The following is a 24,762-nucleotide window of genomic DNA, read 5'->3' on the forward strand; positions in this document are numbered from 1 at the left end:
AAGGAGAACCCGGGGGAAACAGCGGGGCGGCGCGGGCGTTCGAACGCCCGCGCCGCCCCGTCGTGTCACGCCGACGCCGGCGGATACAGCGATCTCGGCAGCTGCGCGGCCGCCGCCGTGTCCAGCAGCCACAGGGTGCGGGCCCGGCCGCGGGCGCCCGCCGCCGGGGCCTGGATCTCGCCCGTGCCGGACAGCGCCATCGCCACCGCGTTGGCCTTGTCCGCGCCCGCCGCCAGCAGCCACACCTCGCGGGCCGCGCGGATCGCGGGCAGGGTGAGGGAGACACGGGTGGGCGGGGGCTTGGGGGAGCCGTGGACGCCCACGACCGTGCGTTCCGTCTCCCGCACCGCCGGGTGCTCCGGGAACAGCGACGCCACATGCGCGTCCGGACCGACGCCCAGCATCAGCACGTCGAAGGTGGGCACATCGCCGTGGTTGCCGGGCCCCGCGGCGCGGGCCAGTTCCTCGGCGTACGCCTCCGCCGCCGCCTCGGCGTCCGCGCCGTACGGGCCGTCCGAGGCGGGCATGGCGTGCACGCGCTTCGGATCCAGGGGCACGGAGTCCAGCAGGGCCTCGCGGGCCTGCGTGACATTGCGCTCCGGATCGCCCTCCGGCAGGAACCGCTCGTCGCCCCACCACAGGTCCAGCCTGCTCCAGTCGACGGCGTCGCGGGCGGGCGCGGCCGCCAGGGCGGCCAGCACGCCGTTGCCGTTGCGGCCGCCGGTGAGGACCACGGACGCCGACCCCGTCGAGGTCTGCGCGTCGACGATCCTCGTGATCAGCCGGGCCGCGGCGGCCTGCGCCATCAGCTCCTTGTCCCGGTGGACGACCAGCTGGGGAGCGCTCACTTCGCGGCCGCCTTCCTCGCAGGCGCCTTCTTGGCGGCCTTGCCGGCCGCGCGGGGGGCCGGGGCCTTCGCCGCGCCCTCCTCGGACGCCGCGGCCGGCTCGCCCGTGGCACCGGCGCCGTTCAGCCGGTCCACGCCGAAACGCAGCGCCGAGGCGTACGTGTCGTCCGGGTCCAGCCGCCGCAGCTCCTCCCCGATCAGCTCGGCGGTGTCCCGCCGCTTCAGGGCCACCGCACGGTCCGGCTGCCCCTGGACGGACAGGGAGGCCAGCCTGCCGTCCGCCCGGTCCAGGGTGACCGGGCCGCAGCTGGTCTCCATCCGGACCGCGGTCAGTCCCGGACCGGAGGACAGCGAGCGCTTCACCGGCACGTCCAGCCGGTCCGCGAGCCACATCGCCAGCAGCTCGCAGCTCGGGTTGAACTCCTCGCCCTCGACCTCGACGCCGCTGACCTCGCAGGTGACCTGGTCCAGGGCGGCGGCCAGCATCGAGCGCCACGGCGTGATCCGGGTCCACGCCAGGTCCGTGTCGCCGGGCGTGTACGCCTCGGCCCGCGCCGCCAGGTCCCGTACCGGCTGCTCGGCGGTGTAGGTGTCGGTGACCCGGCGCTGGGCCAGGGCGCCGAGCGGGTCCTTCGCCGGGTCGAGCGGTGCGTTCACCGGCCACCAGACGACGACCGGGGCGTCCGGCAGGAGCAGCGGGAGGACCACCGACTGGGCGTGGTCCACCACCTCGCCGTACAGGCGCAGCACCACCGTCTCGCCGGTGCCCGCGTCCGCGCCGACCCGCACCTCGGCGTCCAGACGCGAGGAGGTGCGGTCCCGGGGCGTGCGCGAGACCCGCCTGATGACGACCAGGGTGCGCGAGGGGTGCTCGTGCGAGGCGTCGTCGGCCGACTTCAGCGCGTCGTAGGCGTTCTCCTCGTCGGTCACGATGACGAGGGTGAGCACCATGCCGACGGCCGGGGTGCCGATCGCCCGGCGGCCCTGCACCAGCGCCTTGTTGATCTTGCTGGACGTGGTGTCGGTCAGGTCTATCTTCATGGCCGGCGCCAGCTCCGTCCGTCTCGTGCGAGCATCTCGTCCGCCTCCGCGGGGCCCCACGTCCCGGACGGGTACTGGGCGGGCCTGCCGTTCTCGTCCCAGTACTCCTCGATCGGGTCGAGGATCTTCCAGGACAGCTCGACCTCCTCCGTGCGCGGGAAGAGGTTGGAGTCGCCGAGCAGGACGTCCAGGATCAGGCGCTCGTACGCCTCCGGACTGGACTCGGTGAACGACTCGCCGTAGGCGAAGTCCATCGACACGTCCCGGATCTCCATCGAGGTGCCCGGCACCTTGGAGCCGAAGCGGACGGTGACGCCCTCGTCCGGCTGGACGCGGACGACGATCGCGTTCTGGCCGAGCTCCTCGGTGGCGGTCGTGTCGAAGGGGGAGTGCGGGGCCCGCTGGAAGACGACCGCGATCTCCGTCACGCGGCGGCCGAGGCGCTTTCCGGTGCGCAGGTAGAAGGGGACACCCGCCCAGCGGCGGTTGTCGATCTCCAGCTTCACCGCGGCGTACGTGTCGGTCTTCGACTTCTTGTCGATGCCCTCTTCCTCGAGGTAGCCGATGACCTTCTCGCCGCCCTGCCAGCCGGCCGCGTACTGCCCGCGCACGGTCGACCTGCCCAGGTCCTTCGGCAGCCGCACCGCGCCGAGCACCTTGGTCTTCTCCGCGGCGAGCGCGTCCGCGTCGAAGGAGGCGGGCTCCTCCATCGCGGTCAGCGCGAGCAGCTGCAGGAGGTGGTTCTGGATGACGTCGCGGGCGGCGCCGATGCCGTCGTAGTAGCCGGCCCGGCCGCCGATGCCGATGTCCTCGGCCATGGTGATCTGCACATGGTCCACGAAGGACCGGTTCCAGATCGGCTCGAACATCGTGTTGGCGAAGCGCAGCGCCAGGATGTTCTGGACGGTCTCCTTGCCCAGGTAGTGGTCGATGCGGAAGACCTGGTCCGGGGCGAAGACCTCGTGCACGATCGCGTTGAGCTCCTCGGCCGACGCGAGGTCGTGGCCGAAGGGCTTCTCGATGACCGCGCGCCGCCAGGAGCCGCTCGTCTGGTCGGCCAGCTGGTGCTTCTTGAGCTGCTGGATGACGACGGGAAAGGACTTCGGCGGAACGGAGAGGTAGAAGGCGAAGTTGCCGCCCGTGCCCTGTGCCTTGTCCAGTTCCTCGATCGTGCCGCGCAGCCGCTCGAAGGCGTCGTCGTCGTCGAAGGTGCCCTGGACGAAGCGCATCCCCTGGATGAGCTGCTGCCAGACCTCCTCGCGGAACTGCGTGCGCGCGTGCTCCTTGACCGCGTCGTGCACGACCTGCGCGAAGTCCTCGTGCTCCCAGTCGCGGCGGGCGAAGCCGACGAGAGAGAAGCCCGGCGGCAGCAGACCCCGGTTCGCGAGGTCGTACACCGCGGGCATGAGCTTCTTGCGGGACAGGTCGCCCGTCACGCCGAAGATGACCAGGCCCGACGGCCCCGCGATGCGCGGGAGCCGTCGGTCGGCGGGGTCACGGAGCGGGTTCGCTCCGGTGGCCGGAAGGGGCGCCAAGGTCTCAGCCCTCCGCGGGGGCGAGGCGCTCCAGCTCCGCCTCGGTCGACTTCAGCAGGTCGTTCCAGGACGCCTCGAACTTGTCGACGCCCTCCTCCTCCAGGACCCGGACCACGTCGTCGTACGCGATGCCGAGCCGCTCGAGCGCGTCGATGTCGGCGCGGGCCTGCTCGTAGGTGCCGGTGACGGTGTCGCCACGGATCTCCCCGTGGTCCTCGCTCGCCTCCAGCGTGGCCTCCGGCATGGTGTTGACCGTGTTCGGCGCGACCAGTTCCTCGACGTACATGGTGTCCTTGTACGCCGGGTCCTTCACGCCGGTGGAGGCCCACAGCGGGCGCTGCCTGTTCGCGCCGGCGTTCTCCAGCGCGCTCCAGCGGTCCGAGGCGAAGACCTCCTCGTAGGCCTGGTAGGCGAGGCGCGCGTTGGCGACGCCCGCCCTGCCGCGCAGGGCCTTGGCCTCGGGGGTGCCCAGCTCGTCGATCCGCCGGTCGATCTCGGTGTCCACACGGGACACGAAGAAGGACGCCACGGAGTGGATCTTCGACAGGTCCAGCCCCCTCTCGCGCGCCTTCTCCAGGCCCGTGAGGTAGGCGTCCATGACCTTGCGGTAGCGCTCCAGCGAGAAGATCAGCGTGACGTTGACGCTGATGCCGTTGCCGATCGTCTCGGTGATCGCCGGCAGGCCCGCCTGGGTCGCCGGGATCTTGATCAGGGTGTTCGGGCGGTCGACCAGCCAGGCGAGCTGGCGGGCCTCGGCCACGGTCGCCTTGGCGTTGTGCGCCAGCCGCGGGTCGACCTCGATGGAGACCCGGCCGTCCGTGCCGCCGGTGGCGTCGAAGACCGGGCGCAGGATGTCGGCGGCGTCCCGGACGTCCGCCGTGGTGATCATGCGGATCGCCTCTTCGACGGTCACCCGGCGGGCGGCGAGGTCGGACAGCTGCTGCTCGTAGCCGTCGCCCTGCGAGATCGCCTTCTGGAAGATCGTCGGGTTGGTGGTGACGCCCACGACGTGCTGCTGGTCGATCAGTTCGGCGAGGTTGCCGGACGTGATCCGCTTGCGCGACAGGTCGTCCAGCCAGATCGCGACGCGCTCCTCGGAGAGGCGCTTCAGTGCGTCTGTCATGGAATGTGTCATCTCCTACGTGTCGTATGTAAGCGTCAGCGCTGGGCGGCGGCGAGAGATTCCCGGGCCTTGGCGGCCACGTTCTCGGCGGTGAAGCCGAACTCGCGGAAGAGGACCTTGGCGTCGGCGGAGGCACCGAAGTGCTCCAGGGAGACGATGCGCCCGGCGTCCCCCACGTACTTGTGCCAGGTGAGACCGACCCCGGCCTCGACCGCGACGCGGGCCCGGACGTTCGCCGGCAGAACGCTCTCCCGGTACCCCGGGTCCTGCTCCTCGAACCACTCCACGGACGGCATGGACACCACACGCGTGGGGACGCCGTCGGCCTGGAGCCGCTCACGCGCCTCGACGGCCACATGCACCTCGGAACCGGTGGCGATGAGGATGACCTGCGGCTCGCCGCCGTCCGCCTCGAACATGACGTAACCGCCGCGCGCGGCCTCGTCGTTGGGCTCGTAGGTCGGCACGCCCTGGCGGGTCAGCGCGAGGCCGTGCGGGGCGCCCTTGCCGAACTCCTTCGTCCAGCGCCGCAGGATCTCGCGCCAGGCGATCGCGGTCTCGTTCGCGTCCGCCGGGCGGACGATGTTGAGGCCCGGGATCGCGCGCAGCGAGGCCAGGTGCTCGACCGGCTGGTGGGTGGGGCCGTCCTCGCCGAGGCCGATGGAGTCGTGCGTCCACACGTACGTCACCGGCAGGTGCATCAGGGACGACAGGCGCACCGCGTTGCGCATGTAGTCGGAGAAGACGAGGAACGTACCGCCGTAGACACGGGTGTTGCCGTGCAGCGTGATGCCGTTCATCACCGCGGCCATCGCGTGCTCGCGGATGCCGAAGTGGACGGTGCGGCCGTACGGGTCCGCCTCCGGCAGCGGGTTGCCCGCCGGGAGGAACGACGACGTCTTGTCGATGGTGGTGTTGTTCGAGCCGGCCAGGTCGGCGGAGCCGCCCCACAACTCGGGCATGACCTCGCCCAGGGCCTGGAGCACCTTGCCGGACGCGGCGCGCGTGGCGACGCCCTTGCCCGCCTCGAAGACCGGGATCTTCTCGTCCCAGCCGGCGGGCAGCTCGGCACCGGCGATCCGGTCGAACTCCGCGGCGCGCTCGGCGTTGCCGTCGCGCCACTCCTGCAGGGACTTCTCCCAGGCGTCCCGGGCCTGACGGCCGCGATCGAGGGCCTCGCGGGTGTGCGCGAGCACCTCGTCGGAGACCTCGAAGTGCTTCTCCGGGTCGAAGCCGAGGACCCGCTTGGTGGCCGCGACCTCGTCCTCGCCGAGCGCCGAGCCGTGCGCGGCCTCGGTGTTCTGCGCGTGCGGGGCCGGCCAGGCGATGATCGAGCGCATCGCGATGAAGGACGGCCGGTCGGTGACCGCCTTGGCCTCCTGGATCGCGGCGAAGAGCGCCTGCGGGTCGAGGTCGCCGTTCTCCTTCGGCGCCACGCGCTGCACGTGCCAGCCGTAGGCCTCGTACCGCAGAGCGGTGTCCTCGGAGACGGCCGTCTCCGTGTCGCCCTCGATCGAGATGTGGTTGTCGTCCCAGAACAGGACCAGGTTGCCGAGCTTCTGGTGGCCGGCCAGCGAGGACGCCTCGGCGGAGATGCCCTCCTGGAGGCAGCCGTCACCGGCGATGCAGTAGACGAAGTGGTCGAACGGGGACTCGCCCTGCGGAGCCTCCGGGTCGAACAGACCGCGCTCGTAGCGGGCGGCCATCGCCATGCCCACCGCGTTGGCCACGCCCTGGCCAAGCGGGCCCGTGGTGGTCTCGACGCCCTTGGTGTGCCCGTACTCCGGGTGACCGGGGGTCTTCGAGCCCCAGGTGCGGAAGGACTTCAGGTCGTCCAGCTCCAGGCCGAAACCGGCCAGGTAGAGCTGGGTGTAGAGGGTCAGGGAGGAGTGGCCGGCGGACAGCACGAAGCGGTCGCGCCCCACCCACTGCGGGTCGGCCGGGTCGTGCCGCATCACCTTCTGGAAGAGGGTGTAGGCGGCGGGAGCCAGGCTCATCGCCGTACCGGGATGGCCGTTGCCGACCTTCTGTACGGCGTCGGCGGCCAGGACGCGCGCCGTGTCGACCGCGCGGTCGTCCAGCTCGGTCCACTGGAGGTCTGTGGTGGTCGGCTTGGTGCTCACCCTGAGTCAGGGCTCCTCTCCACATGTCGGTTGCCGGTGCACTGGACGTACACCGGCTGCCGGCGTTCTCGGCGTCGGCCGGCCGCTGTCGAGCCTACCCCCGGAGGGACGTGCGTTTTTTCGAGTCATTACAGACTGCCGGGCCTGTCGGGCATCCGCCCGGCGACCGGCCGGGACCGCGTTCGGCAACTGAATACGCAGCCGCTCATCCGATCGCTCAATCGAGCTCGCGCACGCCCGTCGGACGACCGCCCGACCAGCAGGGACACCCACGTCCGGGCAGCGTGGCCAACACGACCCCACCCCCGCGAATGTCCGGGTCTGGGCAACGTCTACAGTGGCGTGGTACGCGCGAGCCTTCACCGTCGGTTCACAGGGTGGGGGCTCGCTGGGATGTCTCTGTCAGGGGTGTGCGTGACGGCCGTCGAATCCCGTCCAGCGGGGGTACTCGGTGCGAGCCAGAGCCCGAGTCACCGGCCGTTCGGGGCCCGTGTCAAGGCGTTCGTGGCGCTGACCAAGCCGCGGATCATCGAGCTGCTGCTGATCACCACCGTTCCGGTGATGTTCCTGGCCCAGCGGGGCGTGCCCGACCTGACGCTGGTGCTCCTCACCTGTGTCGGCGGCTATCTGTCCGCGGGCGGCGCCAACGCGCTGAACATGTACATCGACCGTGACATCGACGCCCTGATGGACCGCACCTCGCAGCGGCCGCTGGTGACCGGCATGGTCAGCCCGCGCGAGTGCCTCGCCTTCGGCATCACGCTGGCCGTCGTCTCGACGCTGCTGTTCGGTCTCACCGTCAACTGGCTGTCGGCGTGGCTGTCGCTCGGAGCGCTCCTCTTCTACGTCGTCGTCTACACGATGATCCTCAAGCGGCGTACCTCGCAGAACATCGTCTGGGGCGGCATCGCCGGCTGCATGCCGGTGCTGATCGGCTGGTCCTCGGTCACGGACTCCATGTCCTGGGCGCCCGTCATCCTCTTCCTCGTCATGTTCTTCTGGACCCCGCCGCACTACTGGCCGCTGTCCATGAAGGTCAAGGACGACTACGCGCGCGTGGGCGTGCCGATGCTGCCGGTCATCGCCTCCAACAAGGTCGTCGCGCGGCAGATCGTGATCTACAGCTGGGTGATGGTCGGCGTCTCCCTGCTGCTGACGCCGCTCGGCTACACCGGCTGGTTCTACACCGCGGTCGCCCTTGCGGCGGGCGGCTGGTGGCTGTGGGAGGCGCACGCCCTGCAGAACCGGGCCAAGGCCGAGACGACGGGCGGCAAGCTCAAGGAGATGCGCCTGTTCCACTGGTCCATCACCTATGTGTCGCTGCTGTTCGTGGCGGTGGCGGTGGATCCCTTCCTGCGCTGAGCGCCCCGCCGTGAGCGGCGCGGGCGGCCGCGGACGACCCGCGGACGGCCGGACGTGCGGCGGCGCCTCCCGGGTGGTCAAGGCCACTCGCCCCTCCTGTCGCAGCGTCGCCTACCCGTCGGTAGCATCCTGACCATGGCAGACACCAAGCAGGTTGACGAGGGCACCGACCCCAAGCAGCTCGCCAAGGCCGAGCGCCGGGCGACCAGGCTCGCCCGGCAGATCAGCGCCTTCTCCAAGGCGCACGGCGGCGCCGAGGGCCAGGTGGCCTACATCGGCGAGCGCGGCGCCCGGATCGTGCTCGTCGGCGCGGACGGCGGCTGGGGCGACCTGGTGGCGCCCAGCCGCGCGATCGCCGAGCAGGCGGTGGAGAAGGCCGGGATCACCGTCCACGAGGCGTTCGACGGCGAGTTCGCCGCCAAGGTGAGGACGGGCCCGTACGAGTGGACGCGCATGGCGGGTATCCAGGTCGGCGGTCCGAGCAACGGCTGACAGTCGTCGGATCTTCCTACGGATCGCGGCGGAGCAACACCTGACACCCGGTTCACCCGTTAGGACCTGAGAGAGGACCAGGCCCAGTCGCGGGAGAGCCCGGATGATCGAAACGCCGTCCCTGGTGGACCAGTACTGCCACGGCGTACTGAGGACGGAGCTGGGCCTCGGCACCTTCGAGGCCCGGCTCGCCCGGACCGAGGGCCCGCCCGCGCCGGGCACCACCCTCTTCGACACCCAGACCGGCTTCGCCGTGCGCCGCTGGTGCCCCCCCGCTGCTCGGCCTCGAACCGCACTGCCCGCCCGCCCGCTATCTGGCCCGGCGCCGCGAGCTGGGCGTCCTGGAGACCGGCCGCAGACTCCTGCGCGGCAGCGGCATCACCACCTACCTCGTCGACACCGGCCTCCCCGGCGACCTCACCGGCCCCGCCGAGATGGCCTCCGCGGGAGCCGCCGAGGCCCGCGAGATCGTGCGCCTGGAACTCCTCGCCGAGCAGGTCGCCGACACCTCCGGCACCGTCGAGTCCTTTCTCGCCAACCTCGCCGAGTCCGTGCACGGCGCCGCCGCGCACGCCGTCGCCTTCACCTCCGTCGCGGGCGCACGGCACGGCCTGGCCCTCGCGCCCGAGCCGCCGGGGCCGGGGGAGGTGCGGGGAGCGGCGAGCCGCTGGCTGGCCGGACGCCGGGCCGGCGAAGAGCTCGGCGACCCGGTGCTGCTGAGGCACCTGCTGTGGATCGCCGTCGCCTCGGGCATCCCGTTGCAACTGCACGCGGGGGTCGGCGAGCCCGGTCGCATCGACAGCCAGGGTCCGGCCCTGCTCACCGACTTCGTACGGGCGACCGCGGGCCTGGGCACGGACATCGTGCTGCTGCACGGCTGTCCGCACCACCGGCACGCCGCCCACCTCGCGGGCGTCTTCCCGCACGTGTACGCCGACTCGGGCGCCGCGCTGGTGCGCACCGGGGCCCGGGCGGCGACGGTCCTCGCCGAGATCCTGGAGCTGGCCCCCTTCGGCAAGATCCTCTTCTCCAGTGGGGCGCACGGCCTGCCCGAGCTGCACGTCGTGGGGGCGCGGGTGTTCCGCGAGGCGCTCGGCGGTGTGCTGGGCGCCTGGGTCGCCGAGGGCGCCTGGTCACAGGCCGACGCCCGGCGGGTGGCGGGCCTGATCGCCGCGGGGAACGCGCGGCGGGTGTACGGACTGGAATGACCTGCCCGCCGGTCTCCCGGGCGGTGTGAACCGAGCCGGCGGACCGGCCGTGCCGGGCGTGTCCCGCCGCGGCCCGGTGCGGGTCGCCGCGATCGGCCGTGGGTGGGTGCCGCGGCGATCTGCCGCCTGAGGGTGCGGGTCGCCGCGGTCTGTGCCGCCTGCGGGTGCGCGCCCCCCCTCGCGATCCGGCCGCGGGCGGACGCCCGCCTCCGGTGCTACGACGCCTTCGTCAGCGTGGCCCCGGCCGACGGGCCCGGCACGTCCGCCGTCGCCCCGGGCCGCTCGCGCAGCGCCAGCAGCACGCGCAGCACCCCGATCCACACCAGGCACGAACCCAGCATGTGCAGGCCGACCAGCACCTCGGGCAGATGCGTGAAGTACTGCACGTAGCCGATGACGCCCTGCCCGAGCAGGACCAGGAACAGGTCACGGGTGCGGTGCAGCGGGCCGGTGGGCGCCTCGACCGCCTTCAGGACGAACCACAGGGCGAACGTCAGTGTCACCACGATCCAGGCCAGCACGGCGTGCAGCTTGGTGACCGTCTCCCAGTCCAGCGGGATGCGCGCGACCTCCTTGGAGTCGCCCGCGTGCGGCCCCGCCCCGGTCACCACCGTGCCGACCGCGATCAGCAGCGCGCTCGCGGCCACCAGGAACCACACCAGCTGCCGCACCGCCGCGCCGACCAGCGGGCGCGGCGCCGCGTCACCCTCGCGGGTGCGCTGCCACATCACCGTGGCGACAGTGATGAGCGCAGTGGAGAGCAGGAAGTGCGCCGCGACCGTGTACGGGTTCAGGCCGACGAGCACCACGATGCCGCCGAGCACCGCGTTGCCCATGACGACCCAGAACTGCGCCCACCCCAGCCGGGTGAGACCCCGCCGCCAGGGCTTCTGCGCGCGCGCCGCGACGATCGCCCAGCCGACGGCCGCGCACAGCACGTACGTCAGCATGCGGTTGCCGAACTCGATCACGCCGTGCAGACCCATCGCCCGGGTCGTGGTCAGCGAGTCATCGGTGCAGGTGGGCCAGGTCGGGCAGCCCAGACCGGAGCCGGTCAGGCGCACCGCGCCGCCGGTGACGACGATGACGACCGCCATGACGAGCGCGGCGAGGGCCGCGCGCTGGACGGTCCTCGGACGCGGGGTCCAGCGGGCGGCGACGAGGGCGAGCGGGTTGCGCACGGCCGCTACGGCGTCGGCGCGGGTCAGCTTTGGCACGCGTCCCATCGTAGGCGGCTGCTTGTGCACGCTTTCACGAGGGTCCGTCGGAAGACGTGCGTCCCCTACTCCCAGCGGAAGAACTTCCCGGCGGCCGCCAGCCCCACGACCGCCCACACCGCGAGGACGCCGAGGTCGCCCCAGGGCGTCGCGGCGCCGTGCTGCAGCACCGCCCGCAGCCCGTCCGACAGCGCGGAGATGGGCAGCAGGCCCAGTACCTCCTGGACGCCGGAAGGGAACTTGTCCAGCGGGACGATCACCCCGCCGCCGACGAGCAGCAGCAGGAAGACCAGGTTGGCGGCGGCCAGGGTGGCCTCGGCCTTGAGGGTGCCGGCCATCAGCAGGCCGAGGCCCGAGAAAGCCGCCGTGCCGAGGACCAGCAGCAGCAGAACGGCGAGCGGGTCGCCGTGCGGGGACCAGCCCAGGGCGAAGGCGACGACCGTCAGCAGGACGATCTGAAGGACCTCGGTGACCAGCACCGACGCCGTCTTGGCCGTCATCAGGCCCCAACGGGGCAACGGCGAGGAGGCCAGCCGCTTCAGCACCCCGTACCGGCGCTCGAAGCCGGTGGCGATGGCCTGGCCGGTGAACGCCGTCGACATCACCGCCAGCGCGAGGACGCCCGGGGTGAGGAAGTCGACGGCCCTGCCCGCGCCGGTGTCCACGATGTCCACCGAGCCGAAGAGCGCCAGGAGCAGTGTCGGGATCACCACGGTCAGCAGCAGCTGCTCGCCGTTGCGCAGCAGCATCCGGGTCTCCAGCACCGCCTGCGCCGCGATCATGCGGGGGAGCGGGGCCGGCCCGGGCTTGGGGGTGTAGGTGCCGGTTGCGGTGGTCATGAGCGCAGCTCCTTGCCGGTGAGCTCCAAGAAGACGTCCTCCAGGGTGTGCCGCTCGACCGAGATGCGGTCCGGCATCACCCCGTGCTGCGCGCACCACGACGTGACCGTGGCCAGCAGCTGCGGGTCCACCTTGCCCGCGACGACCCGGTAGCCCCCCGGCGTCAGCTCGGCCGCGGTGCAGTCGGCGGGCAGCGCCTTGAGCAGCGAGCCCACGTCGAGGCCCGGCCGGCCGCTGAAGCGCAGGGTGTTCTCGGCGCCGCCGCGGCACAGCTCCTCGGGGGTGCCCTGGGCTATGACCCGGCCCGCGTCGATGATCGCGACGTCGTCGGCGAGCTGCTCGGCCTCGTCCATGTGGTGCGTGGTGAGGATGACCGACACCCCGTCGGCGCGCAGGTCGCGCACGAGGTCCCAGGTGGCCCGGCGGGCCTGCGGGTCCAGGCCGGCGGTCGGCTCGTCCAGGAACACCAGCTCCGGGCGGCCCACCACGGCCATCGCCAGCGCGAGCCGCTGCTGCTGGCCGCCGGAGAGGCGGCGGTACGCCGTCCGCCCGCAGCCACCGAGCCCGAGCCGCTCGATCAGGGCGTCCACGTCCAGGGGGTGCGCGTGCAGCCGGGCCACGTGGCGCAGCATCTCGTCCGCGCGGGCGCCCGAGTAGACACCCCCCGACTGGAGCATCACACCGATGCGGGGGCGCAGCCGCGCGGACTGCGTCACCGGGTCGAGGCCCAGGACCCGCACCGTGCCGGAGTCCGGCTTCCGGTACCCCTCGCAGGACTCGACCGTCGTCGTCTTGCCCGCACCGTTGGGGCCGAGTACGGCGGTCACACCGGGCCGGGCCACCAGGTCGAGGCCGTCCACGGCGGTCTTCGTGCCGTACCGCTTCACCAGGCCCTGTACCTGGACCACGGGCTCACTTCGCATGGGTCCAGAGTCTAGGTAGGCGCCCGGCGCTCCGGGCGGGCGGGTGCGGAAACCCTTCTTACGGGGCGTCCGCCGGGTGATCAAAGATCGTTTCCGCAGGTGGGATTAGGTTCACCTAAGTGACGCAGGGCACCGCCGGGCCGTTCGGACGCCGCTTGTCAGTCTCCGAGGAATTACGCAACAATGGCGTTGTGAAAAACGTCGGCGAGGCTCGGGAGACCCCCACGGGGGCCCCTCACGAGGAGCTCGCGACCGGTGAGCGCTCGACGCGCAACCGCGTCGCGCGGTCGATCCTGGACCACGGCCCGTCGACCGTCACCGAGCTCGCCGGACGCCTGGGGCTCACCCCCGCGGCCGTACGGCGGCACCTGGACGCGCTCGTCGCCGACGACGTCGTGGAGGCGCGCGAGCAGCGCGTGTACGGCGCGCGCACGCGCGGCCGCCCCGCCAAGGTGTTCGCGCTCACCGACTGCGGCCGGGACGCCTTCGACCAGTCGTACGACAAGCTGGCCGCGGACGCGCTGCGCTGGATAGCCGAGCGCGAGGGCGGGCAGGAGGCGGTCGCCGCCTTCGCCCGGGCCCGGATCGCCGCCCAGGCCGGCGCCTACCGCAGGGCGATCGAGAGCGTCGCCCCCGACCAGCGCGCCGAGGCGCTGGCGAAGGCGCTGAGCGCGGACGGCTACGCTGCTACGGCGCGCAGCGCACCGGTCGGCGAGCAGCTCTGCCAGCACCACTGCCCGGTGGCCCACGTCGCGGAGCAGTTCCCCCAGCTGTGCGAGGCGGAGACGGAGATCTTCGCCGAGCTGCTCGGAACGCACGTCCAGCGACTGGCCACCATCGCCCACGGCGACGGCGTCTGCACGACGTTCATCCCCAAGATTTCCGACGACGCATCACACGACGCATCTGCAAGCACAGCCGGGAGGAACCCCGCATGACTCTCCCCACGGAGACTGCTCACCCCGAACTCGAGGGCCTGGGCAAGTACGAATACGGCTGGGCCGACTCCGACACGGCCGGCGCCTCCGCCAGGCGCGGCCTGAACGAGGAGGTCGTCCGCGACATCTCGGGCAAGAAGTCCGAGCCGGAGTGGATGACCAAGCTGCGTCTGAAGGGCCTGAAGCTCTTCGAGAAGAAGCCCATGCCGAACTGGGGCTCGGACCTGTCGGGGATCGACTTCGACAACATCAAGTACTTCGTGCGCTCCACGGAGAAGCAGGCGGAGTCCTGGGAGGACCTGCCCGAGGACATCAAGAACACGTACGACAAGCTCGGCATCCCCGAGGCGGAGAAGCAGCGCCTCGTCGCCGGTGTCGCGGCCCAGTACGAGTCGGAGGTCGTCTACCACCAGATCCGCGAGGACCTGGAGGAGCAGGGCGTCATCTTCCTGGACACCGACACCGCGCTGAAGGAGCACCCGGAGCTCTTCAAGGAGTACTTCGGCACCGTCATCCCGGCCGGCGACAACAAGTTCGCCGCGCTGAACACCGCCGTGTGGTCCGGCGGCTCCTTCATCTACGTGCCGAAGGGCGTGCACGTCGAGATCCCGCTCCAGGCCTACTTCCGCATCAACACGGAGAACATGGGCCAGTTCGAGCGGACCCTGATCATCGTCGACGAGGGTGCCTACGTGCACTACGTCGAGGGCTGCACCGCCCCGATCTACAAGTCGGACTCGCTGCACTCCGCGGTCGTCGAGATCATCGTCAAGAAGAACGCCCGCTGCCGCTACACGACCATCCAGAACTGGTCGAACAACGTCTACAACCTGGTCACCAAGCGCGCCGTGGCCTACGAGGGCGCGACCATGGAGTGGGTCGACGGCAACATCGGCTCCAAGGTGACGATGAAGTACCCCGCCGTCTACCTGATGGGCGAGCACGCCAAGGGCGAGACCCTGTCCATCGCCTTCGCGGGCGAGGGGCAGCACCAGGACGCGGGCGCCAAGATGGTCCACATGGCCCCGAACACCTCGTCCAACATCGTCTCCAAGTCGGTGGCGCGCGGTGGCGGCCGTACCTCCTACCGCGGTCTGATCGAGATCGGCGAGGGCGCCCCGGGCTCCAAGTCGAACGTGCTGTGCGACGCGCTGCTGGTCGACACCATCTCCCGCTCGGACACGTACCCGTACGTGGACGTCCGCGAGGACGACGTGTCCATGGGCCACGAGGCCACCGTCTCCAAGGTCTCCGAGGACCAGCTCTTCTACCTGATGAGCCGCGGTCTGTCCGAGGACGAGGCGATGGCGATGATCGTGCGCGGCTTCGTCGAGCCGATCGCCAAGGAGCTGCCCATGGAGTACGCGCTGGAGCTCAACCGGCTGATCGAGCTGCAGATGGAGGGCGCGGTCGGTTAGTCACCGGCCCGGGCCGGCACCCGCCGGCCCGCCGTCCCCGTCAAGCCACTTACCGCAAGAAAGCGAGCATTACGACAGCCATGGCTGAGGCCCAGAACATCCCGGTGGGTTCGACCACCGCCGGCTCGATCGCGGTCGCCGCCGAGTCGACCGTCGCCACGCGCATGAGTGCCCCGCCCTCCTTCGACGTGGCGGACTTCCCGGTCCCGCACGGCCGTGAGGAGGAGTGGCGCTTCACCCCGCTGGAGCGGCTGCGCGGCCTGCACGACGGCACCGCCGCCGCCACCGGCGAGGGCGTGAAGGTCGAGGTGCAGGCCCCCGAGGGCGTCACCGTCGAGTCCGTCGGCCGCGACGACGCCCGGCTCGGCAGGGCGGGCACCCCGGTGGACCGCGTCGCCGCGCAGGCGTACTCCGCCTTCGAGAAGGCCTCGGTCGTGACCGTGCCGAAGGAGACCGTCCTCACCGAGCCGATCCGCATCGCGGTGCACGGCCAGGGCGGCACGGCCTTCGGCCACCAGATCATCGAGCTCGGCGCCTTCGCCGAGGCCGTCGTCGTCATCGACCACACCGGTGACGCGGTGCTCGCCGCCAACGTCGACTACCTCCTCGGCGACGGCGCCAAGCTGACCGTCGTCTCGGTGCAGGACTGGGACGACAAGGCCGTGCACGTGGCCCAGCACAACGCCCTCGTCGGCCGGGACGCCTCCTTCAAGTCCGTGGTCGTCACCTTCGGCGGCGACGTGGTCCGGCTGCACCCGCGCGTGACGTACGCCGGCAGCGGCGGCGAGGCCGAGCTGTTCGGCCTGTACTTCACCGACCAGGGCCAGCACCAGGAGCACCGCCTCCTGGTCGACCACAACACCCCGCACTGCAAGTCCAACGTCGTCTACAAGGGCGCGCTCCAGGGCGACAGCGCCCACGCGGTGTGGATCGGCGACGTGCTCATCGAGGCGAAGGCCGAGGGCACCGACACCTACGAGATGAACCGCAACCTCGTCCTCACGGACGGCGCGCGGGTCGACTCGGTGCCGAACCTGGAGATCGAGACCGGCGAGATCGTCGGCGCCGGTCACGCCTCGGCCACCGGCCGCTTCGACGACGAGCAGCTCTTCTACCTGATGGCCCGCGGCATCCCGGAGCACGAGGCCCGCCGCCTGGTGGTCCGCGGCTTCTTCGCCGAGCTGGTCCAGCAGATCGGCCTCGAGGACATCGAGGAGCGCCTGCTCGCCAAGATCGAGGAAGAGCTGGAGGCATCGGTCGCATGAGCGCCGCCTTCGTCCGCGCCTGTGCGCTGAGCGAGCTTGAGGACGGCACCCCGAAGCGGGTGGAACTCGACGGCACCCCCATCTCGGTCGTCAAGACCGAGGGCGAGGTGTTCGCGATCCACGACGTCTGCTCGCACGCGAACGTCTCGCTCTCCGAGGGCGAGGTGGAGGACTGCCAGATCGAGTGCTGGCTGCACGGCTCCAGCTTCGACCTCCGCACCGGCAAGCCGTCCGGCCTTCCCGCGACGCGCCCCGTCCCCGTATACCCCGTAAAGATCGAAGGGGACGACGTGCTCGTCTCCCTCACCCAGGAGTCCTGAGGCACCCATGGCAACGCTTGAAATCCGAGACCTGCACGTCACCGTCGAGGCGGACAACGCCACGAAGGAGATCCTCAAGGGCGTCGATCTCACCGTGAAGCAGGGCGAGACGCACGCCATCATGGGCCCCAACGGCTCCGGCAAGTCGACCCTCGCCTACTCCCTCGCGGGCCACCCGAAGTACACGATCACCAGCGGCACCGTCACCCTCGACGGCGAGGACGTCCTGGAGATGTCCGTCGACGAGCGCGCCCGCGCCGGCCTGTTCCTGGCCATGCAGTACCCGGTCGAGGTCCCCGGCGTCTCGGTCTCCAACTTCCTGCGCACCTCCGCCACCGCCGTCCGCGGCGAGGCCCCCAAGCTGCGCACCTGGGTGAAGGAGGTCAAGGAGACCATGGAGCGTCTCCACATGGACCCCTCCTTCGCCGAGCGCAACGTCAACGAGGGCTTCTCCGGCGGTGAGAAGAAGCGCCACGAGATCCTCCAGCTGGAACTGCTCAAGCCGAAGGTCGCGATCCTCGACGAGACCGACTCCGGCCTGGACGTCGACGCGCTGCGCGTGGTGTCCGAGGGCGTCAACCGCGTCCGCGAGTCCGGCGAGGTCGGCACCCTCCTGATCACGCACTACACGCGCATCCTGCGCTACATCAAGCCCGACTACGTCCACGTCTTCTCCGGCGGCCGCATCGTCGAGTCCGGCGGCGCCGAGCTCGCCGACAAGCTGGAGAACGAGGGCTACGAGGCCTACGTGAAGGGTGGCGCATCCGAGTGACACAGCTGCCGGGCCTTCTCGACACCGAGGCGATCCGCAAGGACTTCCCCATCCTGGACCGCGTGGTCCACGACGGGCGGAAGCTCGTGTACCTGGACAACGCGGCGACCTCGCAGAAGCCGCGCCAGGTGCTGGACGCCGTGAGCGAGTACTACGAGCGCTACAACGCCAACGTCCACCGCGGTGTGCATGTGCTCGCCGAGGAGGCCACGGCGCTGTACGAGGGAGCGCGCGACAAGGCCGCCGCGTTCATCAACGCGCCGAGCCGCGACGAGGTGATCTTCACCAAGAACGCCTCCGAGTCGCTCAACCTCGTGGCGAACATGCTCGGCTGGGCCGACGAGCCCTACCGGGTGGACCACGAGACCGAGATCGTCATCACGGAGATGGAGCACCACTCCAACATCGTCCCGTGGCAGCTGCTCGCGCAGCGCACGGGCGCGAAGCTGAAGTGGTTCGGGCTGACCGACGACGGCCGCCTCGACCTCTCCAACATCGACGAGGTCATCACGGAGAAGACGAAGATCGTCTCCTTCGTGCTGGTGTCCAACATCCTCGGCACCCTGAACCCGGTCGAGGCGATAGTCCGCCGGGCGCAGGAGGTCGGCGCCCTGGTCTGCGTCGATGCCTCGCAGGCCGCCCCGCACATGCCGCTGGACGTGCAGGCCCTGCAGGCCGACTTCGTGGCCTTCACCGGCCACAAGATGTGCGGCCCGACCGGCATCGGCGTGCTCTGGGGCCGCCAGGAGCTCCTCGAGGACCTGCCTCCGTTCCTCGGCGGCGGCGAGATGATCGAGACGGTGTCGATGCACTCGTCGACGTACGCTCCCGCCCCGCACAAGTTCGAGGCGGGCACGCCCCCGATCGCCCAGGCGGTCGGCCTCGGCGCGGCGATCGACTACCTGAACTCGATCGGGATGGACAAGATCCTCGCCCACGAGCACGCGCTCACCGAGTACGCGGTGCAGCGGCTGGCCGAGGTGCCCGGCCTGAGGATCATCGGCCCGACCACGGCCGAGGACCGGGGCGCCGCGATCTCCTTCACGCTCGGTGACATCCACCCCCACGACGTGGGCCAGGTCCTCGACGAGCAGGGCATCGCGGTGCGCGTGGGCCACCACTGCGCGCGGCCCGTCTGCCTGCGGTACGGAATTCCTGCGACCACGCGAGCGTCCTTCTATCTGTACTCCACGCCGGCCGAGATCGACGCACTGGTCGACGGCCTGGAGCACGTACGGAACTTCTTCGGCTGAGGGGCGTGAGCTGAGACCGTGAAGCTGGACTCGATGTACCAGGAAGTCATCCTGGACCACTACAAGAACCCGCACGGGCGGGGCTTGCGGGATGGCGACGCCGAGGTGCACCACGTCAACCCGACCTGCGGCGACGAGATCACGCTCCGCGTGAAGTACGACGGCACCACCATCGCGGACGTCTCGTACGAGGGCCAGGGCTGCTCCATCAGCCAGGCCTCGGCCTCCGTGCTGAACGAGCTGCTCGTCGGCAAAGAGCTGGGCCAGGCGCAGAAGATCCAGGAGACCTTCCTGGAGCTGATGCAGTCCAAGGGCCGGCTCGAGCCGGACGACGCGATGGAGGAGGTCCTGGAGGACGCCGTCGCGTTCGCCGGTGTCTCCAAGTACCCCGCACGAGTGAAGTGCGCCCTCCTGAGCTGGATGGCGTGGAAGGACGCGACGGCCCAGGCGCTGGACGGAGCCGACGCCGAAAGGAAGACGGCATGAGCGAGACCGCGGAGATGAAGCCGGCCTCGGAGGAGGAGCTCCGTGAGGCCCTGATGGACGTCGTCGACCCCGAACTGGGCATCGACGTCGTCAACCTCGGCCTGATCTACGGCATCCACGTCGACGAGGCCAACATCGCCACCGTCGACATGACCCTGACGTCGGCGGCGTGCCCGCTGACGGACGTCATCGAGGACCAGGCCAAGTCCGCCACGGACGGCCTCGTGAACGAGCTGCGCATCAACTGGGTCTGGATGCCGCCGTGGGGTCCCGACAAGATCACGGACGACGGGCGCGATCAGCTGCGCGCGCTCGGCTTCAACGTCTGAGTTCCCCTGGCCCGTTCGCGGCCGGCAAAGCGGCGACGCCGAAGGGCGTCGCCGCTTTCGTCTTTTCCTGCCCCGCACCTCTTCCTGCCCGTCACCGCCGTGCGCCCTCGATGTGTACGGCCGTACACATCGAGCGTTACGCTTCCCCTATGGGATACGTGATGCTCGCCGGCGCCATCGCCGCCGAAGTCGCCGCCACCACCGCGATGAAGTACAGCGACGGCTTCAGCAGGCTCGGGCCCTCGCTGGTGACCGTCCTCGGGTACGTGGTGTCCTTCCTGCTGCTCGCCCGGACCCTCGAGTCCCTGTCCATCGGCACGGCCTACGCCATCTGGTCGGGGGTCGGCACCGCGACCGTCGCGACGCTCGGGCTGGTGCTGTTCGGCGAGGGGCTGAGCACGGCCAAGGTCGCCGGGATCGTGCTGATCATCGGCGGAGTGGTGGTGCTGAACCTGGGCGGGGCCCACTGATGGCCCGGCGACACGACCCCGAGCGGCGGCAGCGGATCATCGACGCGGCGATCCGGGTGGTCGGCGCCAAGGGCATCGCCGGCCTGAGTCACCGCTCCGCCGCCGCCGAGGCCGATGTGCCGCTCGGCTCCACGACGTACCACTTCCGCACCCTCGACGAGCTGCTGGTCGCCGCGCTGCGGCAGGCCAACGAGGGCTTCGCCAAGGCGATCGCCGCACGCGGCGGCCTGGAGGACCCGCGGAACGATCTGGCCGGGGAACTGGCGGCCCTGATGGGGGAGTGGCTCGCGGGCGACCGGACCGGTGTCGAGCTGGAGTACGAGCTCTACCTCGCCGCCCTGCGCCGCCCCGCACTGCGTCCCGTGGCCGCCGAGTGGGCCGACGGCCTGGCGTCCCTCCTCGCCCGCCGCACCGACCCGGTGACGGCGAGGGCGCTGGTGGCGCTGATGGACGGCATCTGTCTGCAGGTGCTGCTGACCGGCGCGGCGTACGACGAACGGTACGCGCGCGAGGCGCTCGCCCGGATCGTCCCGCCCGGTCCCCGTGACCGGCCGGAGGCCGGCCCGCCCGTCACCTGAGACGGTGCCGGGCGGGTTCGCCTCCACGGCCCCCGGCCGGTTAGGTTGCCCTCATGACCGACACGACTGCTCCTCGCACCACTGGCGCCGTGGCCGCCGGCCTCGCCACGATCGCCTCCGACGGCACCGTTCTCGACACCTGGTTCCCCGCGCCCGAACTGGTCGAGCAGCCGGGCCCCGCCGGCACCGAGCGCCTGACCGCCGAGCAGACGGCGGAGTTGCTGGGCGGCGGCGCGACCGCGGCGATCGGCCCGGACGCCCGCAGGGGCGTAGAGGTGGTCGCGGTCCGCACGGTCATCGCCTCCCTGGACGAGAAGCCGACCGACGCGCACGACGTCTACCTGCGCCTGCACCTGCTCTCCCACCGCCTGGTCAAGCCGCACGGCCAGAGCCTGGACGGCATCTTCGGCCACCTCGCCAACGTCGCCTGGACCTCGCTCGGCCCGGTCGCCGTCGACGACCTGGAGAAGGTGCGGCTCAACGCCCGCGCCGAGGGCCTGCACCTCCAGGTGACGTCCGTCGACAAGTTCCCGCGCATGACGGACTACGTCGCCCCCAAGGGCGTCCGCATCGCCGACGCCGACCGCGTCCGCCTCGGCGCGCACCTCGCCGAGGGCACCACGGTCATGCACGAGGGCTTCGTGAACTTCAACGCGGGCACGCTCGGCACGTCCATGGTCGAGGGCCGCATCTCCGCCGGTGTCGTCATCGGCGACGGCTCGGACATCGGCGGCGGCGCCTCCACCATGGGCACCCTGTCCGGCGGCGGCAACGTCATCATCTCCATCGGCGAGCGCTGCCTGATCGGCGCCGAGGCCGGCGTCGGCATCGCGCTCGGCGACGAGTGCGTCGTCGAGGCCGGCCTCTACATCACCGCGGGCACCCGCGTCACCATGCCCGACGGTCAGATCGTCAAGGCCCGCGAGCTCTCCGGCGCCTCCAACATCCTCTTCCGCCGCAACTCGGTCACCGGCACGGTCGAGGCCCGCCCGAACAACGCGGTCTGGGGCGGCCTGAACGAGATCCTGCACAGCCACAACTGACCGTCGGCGGCCGTGACCTGCGGCCGCCTGATCGATCAACGCTCTGACCTGCTGCTGAGCTGTCGGCAGCTGTTGACGGTGGTCACCACTGAGCGCCCTTTCGCGGCCGAGGACGGCCCGGGAGGGCGCTCATGTGTGTGACGGCCCGCGGCCAGTTGCCGCAGCCACCGTCATTCGTGGAGCTGAGCTGCCCCGGGTCGCGCCGCAGGCATACCCGAGGCGGGCTCCTGTGCGCCGTCGAGCGGCAGGGCCTCGTCCTGCCCGAAGTCAGGGGTCTGGAAGGGGTTCGCCGTCGGTCGCGGCGATGCCGCGGCGGAGCAGCGGGGCTGCCCGTTCGGGGCGGAGAACAGCGGCTTCAGATCGATGAGAGTTCTCTCTTTCGGTGCGGGTCCCCTGAAGGGACCCGGTGTGCCGGTGACCGGGCACAGCGGTCCTACAGCTTGGTCATCTTGGCGTACGGGCTCAAGATCCGCATCTGCGCCGAGCCGAAATCCACGAGCGCCGCGATTCCGTCCTCGATGCCGATCACCCGGCCGAGGCCGTACACGTCATGTGTGACCTGGTCGCCCATGGCGAAGTGCTTGGGAGTCGGCGTGACCGGGGCCTTGAAGGGGCTGGTGGGCAAGTGACGCTTCGGTGCAGCAGACTTTGTCATGGCTCAGTATGAACCTAAACGTAGCCCGTTCGCTGTGGCCGTCGGCACAGATCCGGATGGGAACTGCCGCCGCCCTCGTGGCGCGTCCGCCGGGCGGGCCGCCTCAGGGGGTCGCGAGGTGTTCGTACTCCGCCAGGAGACCGTCGGTCGTTTCCCGGTCGGCGGGCCGCAGGGGGGCGCGGACGGGGCCCGCGGGCAGGGCGAGGGCGCCGAGGAGGGCCTTGGCGGTGACCGCGCCGGGCAGGCCGGCGGACATCATCCGCGCGATGAGCCCGGTGGCCTGCCGCTGGAGCCGGGCAGCCCCTGCCGTGTCGCCCGCGTCGAACGCGTCCAGCACGGCGCGGAGCCGGTGCGGGACGGCGTTCGCGACCGTGCTGACGTATCCCGCGCCGCCGACCGCGTAGAGGGCGAGGTTGTGCTCGTCGCAGCCCGCGTAGTACGCCAGATCGGTCCGGGCCAGGACCCGCTGGGCGCCGAGGAAGTCGTAGGAGCAGTCCTTGACCGCCACGATCCTGGGGTGGCCGGCCAGGCGGAGCAGGGTGTCGGGCTCCACGCGGGTGCCGGTGCGGCCGGGGATGTCGTAGAGCATCACCGGCAGCCCGCTCGCGTCGGCGACCTCGCGGAAGTGCGCCTCCACCGCGTCCTGCGGGGGTCTGCTGTAGTACGGCGTGACCACCAGCACCCCGTCGGCGCCCGCCTTCTCGGCCTGGCGCGCCAGTTCCACGGTGTGCCGGGTGTCGGAGGTGCCGACGCCCGCGACGATCGAGGCCCGGTTCCCGACCGCCTCGCGCACGGCCCGGACCAGTGCGGCCTTCTCGGCGTCCGTGGTGGTCGGCGACTCGCCCGTGGTGCCGCTGAGGACGAGGCCGTCGCAGCCCTCGGACACCAGACGGTCGGCCAGCTGGCCGGCGCCGGCGGTGTCGAGCGCGCCCGCCGGGGTGAACGGCGTGATCATCGCGCAGAGGGCGCGGCCGAAGGGCGGGGCCCCGGACGCCGGGGCCGGCTTCGTCCTCGTCGTCGCGCTCGTCGTGGCAGTCGTCGTCATGGGAGTAGTGTCGGCGGGATCATTGTGAAGCTCCACTTAAATCTTCTGTCGGATACAGGTAAGCCTTGCTGCATGGACGGGCACAAGCGGATTCGGTGGTCCCGGGGAGGCCGCCGGAGCGTGTGGTCCCGGTGGTGCCGGGTGGGGCGAGGGGGTCGGGGTCCCCGAACTCGTCGCGGAGGCCGCCCTGTTGCGGCCCCGGCCGGACTGGTTCCAGGCCCGGCTCGCCCGCCTGGGCGGGCGCGGCTCCGGCGGTGCGGGCCAGGGGTAGCGGGGGCTACCCGGGGTACCCGGGTGTTCCGGACCGAGAGGAGGCGGAACACCGTGACCGGGACCACCAACGCCAGGCCCGCGCTCTCCGAGCGCCGCCCGGTGGACGACCGCGCCACGGGCGGGCACGCCGTGGGTGCCCACCCCGGCGGTGAACGCGCGGCACGCGGAGAACCGGTGGGCGAGCACTCGGTGGGCGAACTCGTCCAGCAGGCCACCGAACAGGTCTCCCGCCTCGTGCGGCAGGAACTGGCCCTCGCCAAGGAGGAGCTGACCGAGAAGGGACGGCGCGCCGGGCGCGGCGGCGGGCTGATCGGCGCCGCGGGCGCGGTCGGCTACGTCGGCCTGATCGCGCTCGCCGGGACGGGCACCGCCGCGCTCTCGCTGGTGCTGCCCGTGTGGGCCGCGGCGCTCATCGTGACCGCCGTGCTGTTCACGGTGGCCGGCGTGCTGGCCGCGACGGGCCGCGCCCAGTTGCGCCGGGCCACGCCGCCCACGCCCGAGGAGGCGCTCGGCAGTGTCAAGGCGGATGTCGAGGAGATAAAGGAAAGGGCGCACCACCGATGACGGACAGGACGCAGGGGGCGGGCGGCGGATCCACTCCGGCCGCCGGCGCGAAGGGCCCCGACGAACTGCGGCAGCAGATCGAGGAGACGAGGAGTCAGCTCGGCGACACCGTGGAGGAGTTGGCCGCCAAGGCCGACGTGAAGGGCCGTGCCAAGGCCCGTGCCGCCGATCTGCGGGACAAGGCCGGCGCGATGACGGTGCATCTGCGCAGCACCGCCTCGCGGGCCGGGCACCGGGTGCAGGAGAAGGCGAGCCATGCCGGGCACCGGATGCAGGAGAGGGCGAGCCACGCCGGGCACGCGGCACACGAGAGGGCGGCTGAGACCGGGCACGCGGCCGGGCAGACCGTGCCGCGCCGGATGCGCGCCGCCGTCGAGGCCTGCCGCCGCAACCCGCGCCCGATGATGATCGCCGGTGCGGTCGGCGCGGCCGTCGTCACGGCGGGAGTGCTGGCCCGGCGGCACGGCGGACGCCACTGACGCCGACCGGTCGAGGGCGCGGGGCGGACGCCGTACGCGCCCGGCGGGAGAGGCGTCAGCGGCAGCGGCGACAGTGGTTCGAGACAGTTGCGGCCAGTCGCAGTGGCGGCAGGAGTGGCAGCAGTGGCCGGAGGGGCCCCGCGCTCGGGCGCGGGGCCCCTCCG

General features: G+C 71.4%; 25 protein-coding genes and 1 pseudogene. 16 read left to right on the forward strand and 10 right to left on the reverse strand.

The window, feature by feature from the left end:
• Positions 1–65: 65 nt before the first annotated feature.
• Genes pgl through tkt form a run of 5 tightly spaced genes read right to left on the reverse strand, consistent with a single transcriptional unit; the run spans position 66 to position 6,669 of the window.
• Entirely contained in the window at positions 66–848 is a 783-nt protein-coding gene (pgl, locus tag ACIQ9G_RS04855; RefSeq protein WP_403606312.1) for a 6-phosphogluconolactonase, read from the reverse strand.
• Positions 845–1,888: a glucose-6-phosphate dehydrogenase assembly protein OpcA gene (opcA, locus tag ACIQ9G_RS04860; RefSeq protein ID WP_403606315.1), complete on the reverse strand. Its 1,044-nt coding sequence runs from the start codon at positions 1,886–1,888 to the stop codon at positions 845–847. Before opcA ends, pgl begins: the two co-directional genes overlap by 4 nt.
• The gene (gene zwf / locus ACIQ9G_RS04865; protein ID WP_403606318.1) at positions 1,885–3,423 is read right to left on the reverse strand and encodes a glucose-6-phosphate dehydrogenase; all 1,539 of its coding nucleotides are present in this window, start codon (positions 3,421–3,423) and stop codon (positions 1,885–1,887) included. The genes opcA and zwf overlap by 4 nt, the downstream gene beginning before the upstream one ends.
• A gap of 4 nt (positions 3,424–3,427) precedes the next feature.
• Positions 3,428–4,546, reverse strand: coding sequence for a transaldolase (gene tal, locus ACIQ9G_RS04870; RefSeq protein WP_403606321.1), 1,119 nt, complete (start codon positions 4,544–4,546; stop codon positions 3,428–3,430).
• Positions 4,547–4,581: 35 nt separating this feature from the next.
• Entirely contained in the window at positions 4,582–6,669 is a 2,088-nt protein-coding gene (gene tkt, locus ACIQ9G_RS04875; protein WP_403606323.1) for a transketolase, read from the reverse strand.
• A 393-nt stretch (positions 6,670–7,062) separates the two neighbouring features.
• Between tkt and ACIQ9G_RS04880 the strand changes: the two genes are divergently transcribed.
• The 3 genes and pseudogenes from ACIQ9G_RS04880 (at position 7,063) to ACIQ9G_RS04890 (ending at position 9,731) form a co-directional block, all read left to right on the forward strand.
• The gene (locus ACIQ9G_RS04880) at positions 7,063–8,031 is read left to right on the forward strand and encodes a heme o synthase (RefSeq protein WP_403606326.1); all 969 of its coding nucleotides are present in this window, start codon (positions 7,063–7,065) and stop codon (positions 8,029–8,031) included.
• Between the two features lie 135 nt (positions 8,032–8,166).
• Positions 8,167–8,523, forward strand: coding sequence for a hypothetical protein (locus tag ACIQ9G_RS04885; protein WP_403606329.1), 357 nt, complete (start codon positions 8,167–8,169; stop codon positions 8,521–8,523).
• Positions 8,524–8,626: 103 nt separating this feature from the next.
• Positions 8,627–9,731, forward strand: a pseudogene (locus ACIQ9G_RS04890) (amidohydrolase family protein).
• Positions 9,732–9,946: 215 nt separating this feature from the next.
• Here the strand turns inward: ACIQ9G_RS04890 and ACIQ9G_RS04895 are convergent.
• The 3 genes from ACIQ9G_RS04895 to ACIQ9G_RS04905 are packed head-to-tail and all read right to left on the reverse strand — an operon-like array spanning position 9,947 to position 12,710.
• Positions 9,947–10,957 (reverse strand): heme A synthase, encoded by a 1,011-nt coding sequence (locus ACIQ9G_RS04895; RefSeq protein ID WP_403606332.1) that lies wholly within the window; start codon positions 10,955–10,957, stop codon positions 9,947–9,949.
• 56 nt (positions 10,958–11,013) lie between these two features.
• Complete coding sequence (locus tag ACIQ9G_RS04900; protein WP_403606335.1) at positions 11,014–11,787, reverse strand: ABC transporter permease; 774 nt, start codon at positions 11,785–11,787, stop codon at positions 11,014–11,016.
• On the reverse strand, positions 11,784–12,710 hold the full coding sequence (locus ACIQ9G_RS04905) for an ABC transporter ATP-binding protein (RefSeq protein WP_403606339.1): 927 nt from the start codon (positions 12,708–12,710) through the stop codon (positions 11,784–11,786). Before ACIQ9G_RS04905 ends, ACIQ9G_RS04900 begins: the two co-directional genes overlap by 4 nt.
• 191 nt (positions 12,711–12,901) lie before the next feature.
• Here ACIQ9G_RS04905 and ACIQ9G_RS04910 point away from each other — a divergent pair, with 191 nt between their 5' ends.
• The 11 genes from ACIQ9G_RS04910 (at position 12,902) to dapD (ending at position 21,582) form a co-directional block, all read left to right on the forward strand.
• The gene (locus ACIQ9G_RS04910; protein ID WP_403606342.1) at positions 12,902–13,648 is read left to right on the forward strand and encodes a helix-turn-helix transcriptional regulator; all 747 of its coding nucleotides are present in this window, start codon (positions 12,902–12,904) and stop codon (positions 13,646–13,648) included.
• Positions 13,645–15,066: a Fe-S cluster assembly protein SufB gene (sufB, locus tag ACIQ9G_RS04915; RefSeq protein WP_403606345.1), complete on the forward strand. Its 1,422-nt coding sequence runs from the start codon at positions 13,645–13,647 to the stop codon at positions 15,064–15,066. The genes ACIQ9G_RS04910 and sufB overlap by 4 nt, the downstream gene beginning before the upstream one ends.
• A gap of 80 nt (positions 15,067–15,146) precedes the next feature.
• The gene (gene sufD / locus ACIQ9G_RS04920; protein WP_403606348.1) at positions 15,147–16,331 is read left to right on the forward strand and encodes a Fe-S cluster assembly protein SufD; all 1,185 of its coding nucleotides are present in this window, start codon (positions 15,147–15,149) and stop codon (positions 16,329–16,331) included.
• A complete protein-coding gene (locus ACIQ9G_RS04925; protein ID WP_403606351.1) occupies positions 16,328–16,651 on the forward strand; it encodes a bifunctional 3-phenylpropionate/cinnamic acid dioxygenase ferredoxin subunit in 324 nt (107 codons plus the stop codon). Before sufD ends, ACIQ9G_RS04925 begins: the two co-directional genes overlap by 4 nt.
• A gap of 7 nt (positions 16,652–16,658) precedes the next feature.
• Positions 16,659–17,423 (forward strand): Fe-S cluster assembly ATPase SufC, encoded by a 765-nt coding sequence (sufC, locus tag ACIQ9G_RS04930; protein ID WP_403606354.1) that lies wholly within the window; start codon positions 16,659–16,661, stop codon positions 17,421–17,423.
• On the forward strand, positions 17,420–18,676 hold the full coding sequence (locus ACIQ9G_RS04935; RefSeq protein ID WP_403606357.1) for a cysteine desulfurase: 1,257 nt from the start codon (positions 17,420–17,422) through the stop codon (positions 18,674–18,676). The genes sufC and ACIQ9G_RS04935 overlap by 4 nt, the downstream gene beginning before the upstream one ends.
• A gap of 18 nt (positions 18,677–18,694) precedes the next feature.
• Positions 18,695–19,162 (forward strand): Fe-S cluster assembly sulfur transfer protein SufU, encoded by a 468-nt coding sequence (sufU, locus tag ACIQ9G_RS04940; RefSeq protein WP_403606360.1) that lies wholly within the window; start codon positions 18,695–18,697, stop codon positions 19,160–19,162.
• The gene (locus ACIQ9G_RS04945) at positions 19,159–19,491 is read left to right on the forward strand and encodes a metal-sulfur cluster assembly factor (RefSeq protein WP_403606363.1); all 333 of its coding nucleotides are present in this window, start codon (positions 19,159–19,161) and stop codon (positions 19,489–19,491) included. Before sufU ends, ACIQ9G_RS04945 begins: the two co-directional genes overlap by 4 nt.
• A gap of 149 nt (positions 19,492–19,640) precedes the next feature.
• Positions 19,641–19,961: a DMT family transporter gene (locus ACIQ9G_RS04950; protein WP_403606366.1), complete on the forward strand. Its 321-nt coding sequence runs from the start codon at positions 19,641–19,643 to the stop codon at positions 19,959–19,961.
• A complete protein-coding gene (locus tag ACIQ9G_RS04955) occupies positions 19,961–20,539 on the forward strand; it encodes a TetR/AcrR family transcriptional regulator (protein WP_403606369.1) in 579 nt (192 codons plus the stop codon). Before ACIQ9G_RS04950 ends, ACIQ9G_RS04955 begins: the two co-directional genes overlap by 1 nt.
• A gap of 53 nt (positions 20,540–20,592) precedes the next feature.
• A complete protein-coding gene (gene dapD, locus ACIQ9G_RS04960; protein WP_403606372.1) occupies positions 20,593–21,582 on the forward strand; it encodes a 2,3,4,5-tetrahydropyridine-2,6-dicarboxylate N-succinyltransferase in 990 nt (329 codons plus the stop codon).
• 433 nt (positions 21,583–22,015) lie between these two features.
• On the opposite strand, the gene ACIQ9G_RS04965 is transcribed toward dapD, so the two are convergent.
• Together ACIQ9G_RS04965 and dapA are read right to left on the reverse strand one after the other, a co-directional pair.
• Positions 22,016–22,237, reverse strand: a complete 222-nt coding sequence (locus ACIQ9G_RS04965) for a hypothetical protein (RefSeq protein ID WP_403606375.1) — start codon at positions 22,235–22,237, stop codon at positions 22,016–22,018.
• 103 nt (positions 22,238–22,340) lie between these two features.
• The gene (dapA, locus tag ACIQ9G_RS04970) at positions 22,341–23,282 is read right to left on the reverse strand and encodes a 4-hydroxy-tetrahydrodipicolinate synthase (protein ID WP_403606378.1); all 942 of its coding nucleotides are present in this window, start codon (positions 23,280–23,282) and stop codon (positions 22,341–22,343) included.
• 324 nt (positions 23,283–23,606) lie between these two features.
• On the opposite strand from dapA, the gene ACIQ9G_RS04975 reads away from it, so the two are divergent.
• Together ACIQ9G_RS04975 and ACIQ9G_RS04980 are read left to right on the forward strand one after the other, a co-directional pair.
• On the forward strand, positions 23,607–24,119 hold the full coding sequence (locus ACIQ9G_RS04975; protein WP_403606381.1) for a phage holin family protein: 513 nt from the start codon (positions 23,607–23,609) through the stop codon (positions 24,117–24,119).
• The gene (locus tag ACIQ9G_RS04980; RefSeq protein WP_403606384.1) at positions 24,116–24,598 is read left to right on the forward strand and encodes a DUF3618 domain-containing protein; all 483 of its coding nucleotides are present in this window, start codon (positions 24,116–24,118) and stop codon (positions 24,596–24,598) included. The genes ACIQ9G_RS04975 and ACIQ9G_RS04980 overlap by 4 nt, the downstream gene beginning before the upstream one ends.
• Positions 24,599–24,762 lie beyond the last annotated feature (164 nt).

The organism is Streptomyces sp. NPDC096152 (assembly GCF_044763235.1).
Lineage (GTDB): Bacteria > Actinomycetota > Actinomycetes > Streptomycetales > Streptomycetaceae > Streptomyces.

Coding starts and splice junctions, on each gene's coding strand:
- opcA (WP_403606315.1), bottom strand. CDS start 1,888: ATGAAGATAGACCTGACCGACACCACGTCCAGCAAGATCAACAAGGCG.
- tal (WP_403606321.1), bottom strand. CDS start 4,546: ATGACAGACGCACTGAAGCGCCTCTCCGAGGAGCGCGTCGCGATCTGG.
- ACIQ9G_RS04880 (WP_403606326.1), top strand. CDS start 7,063: ATGTCTCTGTCAGGGGTGTGCGTGACGGCCGTCGAATCCCGTCCAGCG.
- ACIQ9G_RS04885 (WP_403606329.1), top strand. CDS start 8,167: ATGGCAGACACCAAGCAGGTTGACGAGGGCACCGACCCCAAGCAGCTC.
- ACIQ9G_RS04895 (WP_403606332.1), bottom strand. CDS start 10,957: ATGGGACGCGTGCCAAAGCTGACCCGCGCCGACGCCGTAGCGGCCGTG.
- ACIQ9G_RS04900 (WP_403606335.1), bottom strand. CDS start 11,787: ATGACCACCGCAACCGGCACCTACACCCCCAAGCCCGGGCCGGCCCCG.
- ACIQ9G_RS04905 (WP_403606339.1), bottom strand. CDS start 12,710: ATGCGAAGTGAGCCCGTGGTCCAGGTACAGGGCCTGGTGAAGCGGTAC.
- sufB (WP_403606345.1), top strand. CDS start 13,645: ATGACTCTCCCCACGGAGACTGCTCACCCCGAACTCGAGGGCCTGGGC.
- sufD (WP_403606348.1), top strand. CDS start 15,147: ATGGCTGAGGCCCAGAACATCCCGGTGGGTTCGACCACCGCCGGCTCG.
- ACIQ9G_RS04925 (WP_403606351.1), top strand. CDS start 16,328: ATGAGCGCCGCCTTCGTCCGCGCCTGTGCGCTGAGCGAGCTTGAGGAC.
- sufC (WP_403606354.1), top strand. CDS start 16,659: ATGGCAACGCTTGAAATCCGAGACCTGCACGTCACCGTCGAGGCGGAC.
- ACIQ9G_RS04945 (WP_403606363.1), top strand. CDS start 19,159: ATGAGCGAGACCGCGGAGATGAAGCCGGCCTCGGAGGAGGAGCTCCGT.
- ACIQ9G_RS04950 (WP_403606366.1), top strand. CDS start 19,641: ATGGGATACGTGATGCTCGCCGGCGCCATCGCCGCCGAAGTCGCCGCC.
- ACIQ9G_RS04955 (WP_403606369.1), top strand. CDS start 19,961: ATGGCCCGGCGACACGACCCCGAGCGGCGGCAGCGGATCATCGACGCG.
- dapD (WP_403606372.1), top strand. CDS start 20,593: ATGACCGACACGACTGCTCCTCGCACCACTGGCGCCGTGGCCGCCGGC.
- ACIQ9G_RS04965 (WP_403606375.1), bottom strand. CDS start 22,237: ATGACAAAGTCTGCTGCACCGAAGCGTCACTTGCCCACCAGCCCCTTC.
- dapA (WP_403606378.1), bottom strand. CDS start 23,282: ATGACGACGACTGCCACGACGAGCGCGACGACGAGGACGAAGCCGGCC.
- ACIQ9G_RS04980 (WP_403606384.1), top strand. CDS start 24,116: ATGACGGACAGGACGCAGGGGGCGGGCGGCGGATCCACTCCGGCCGCC.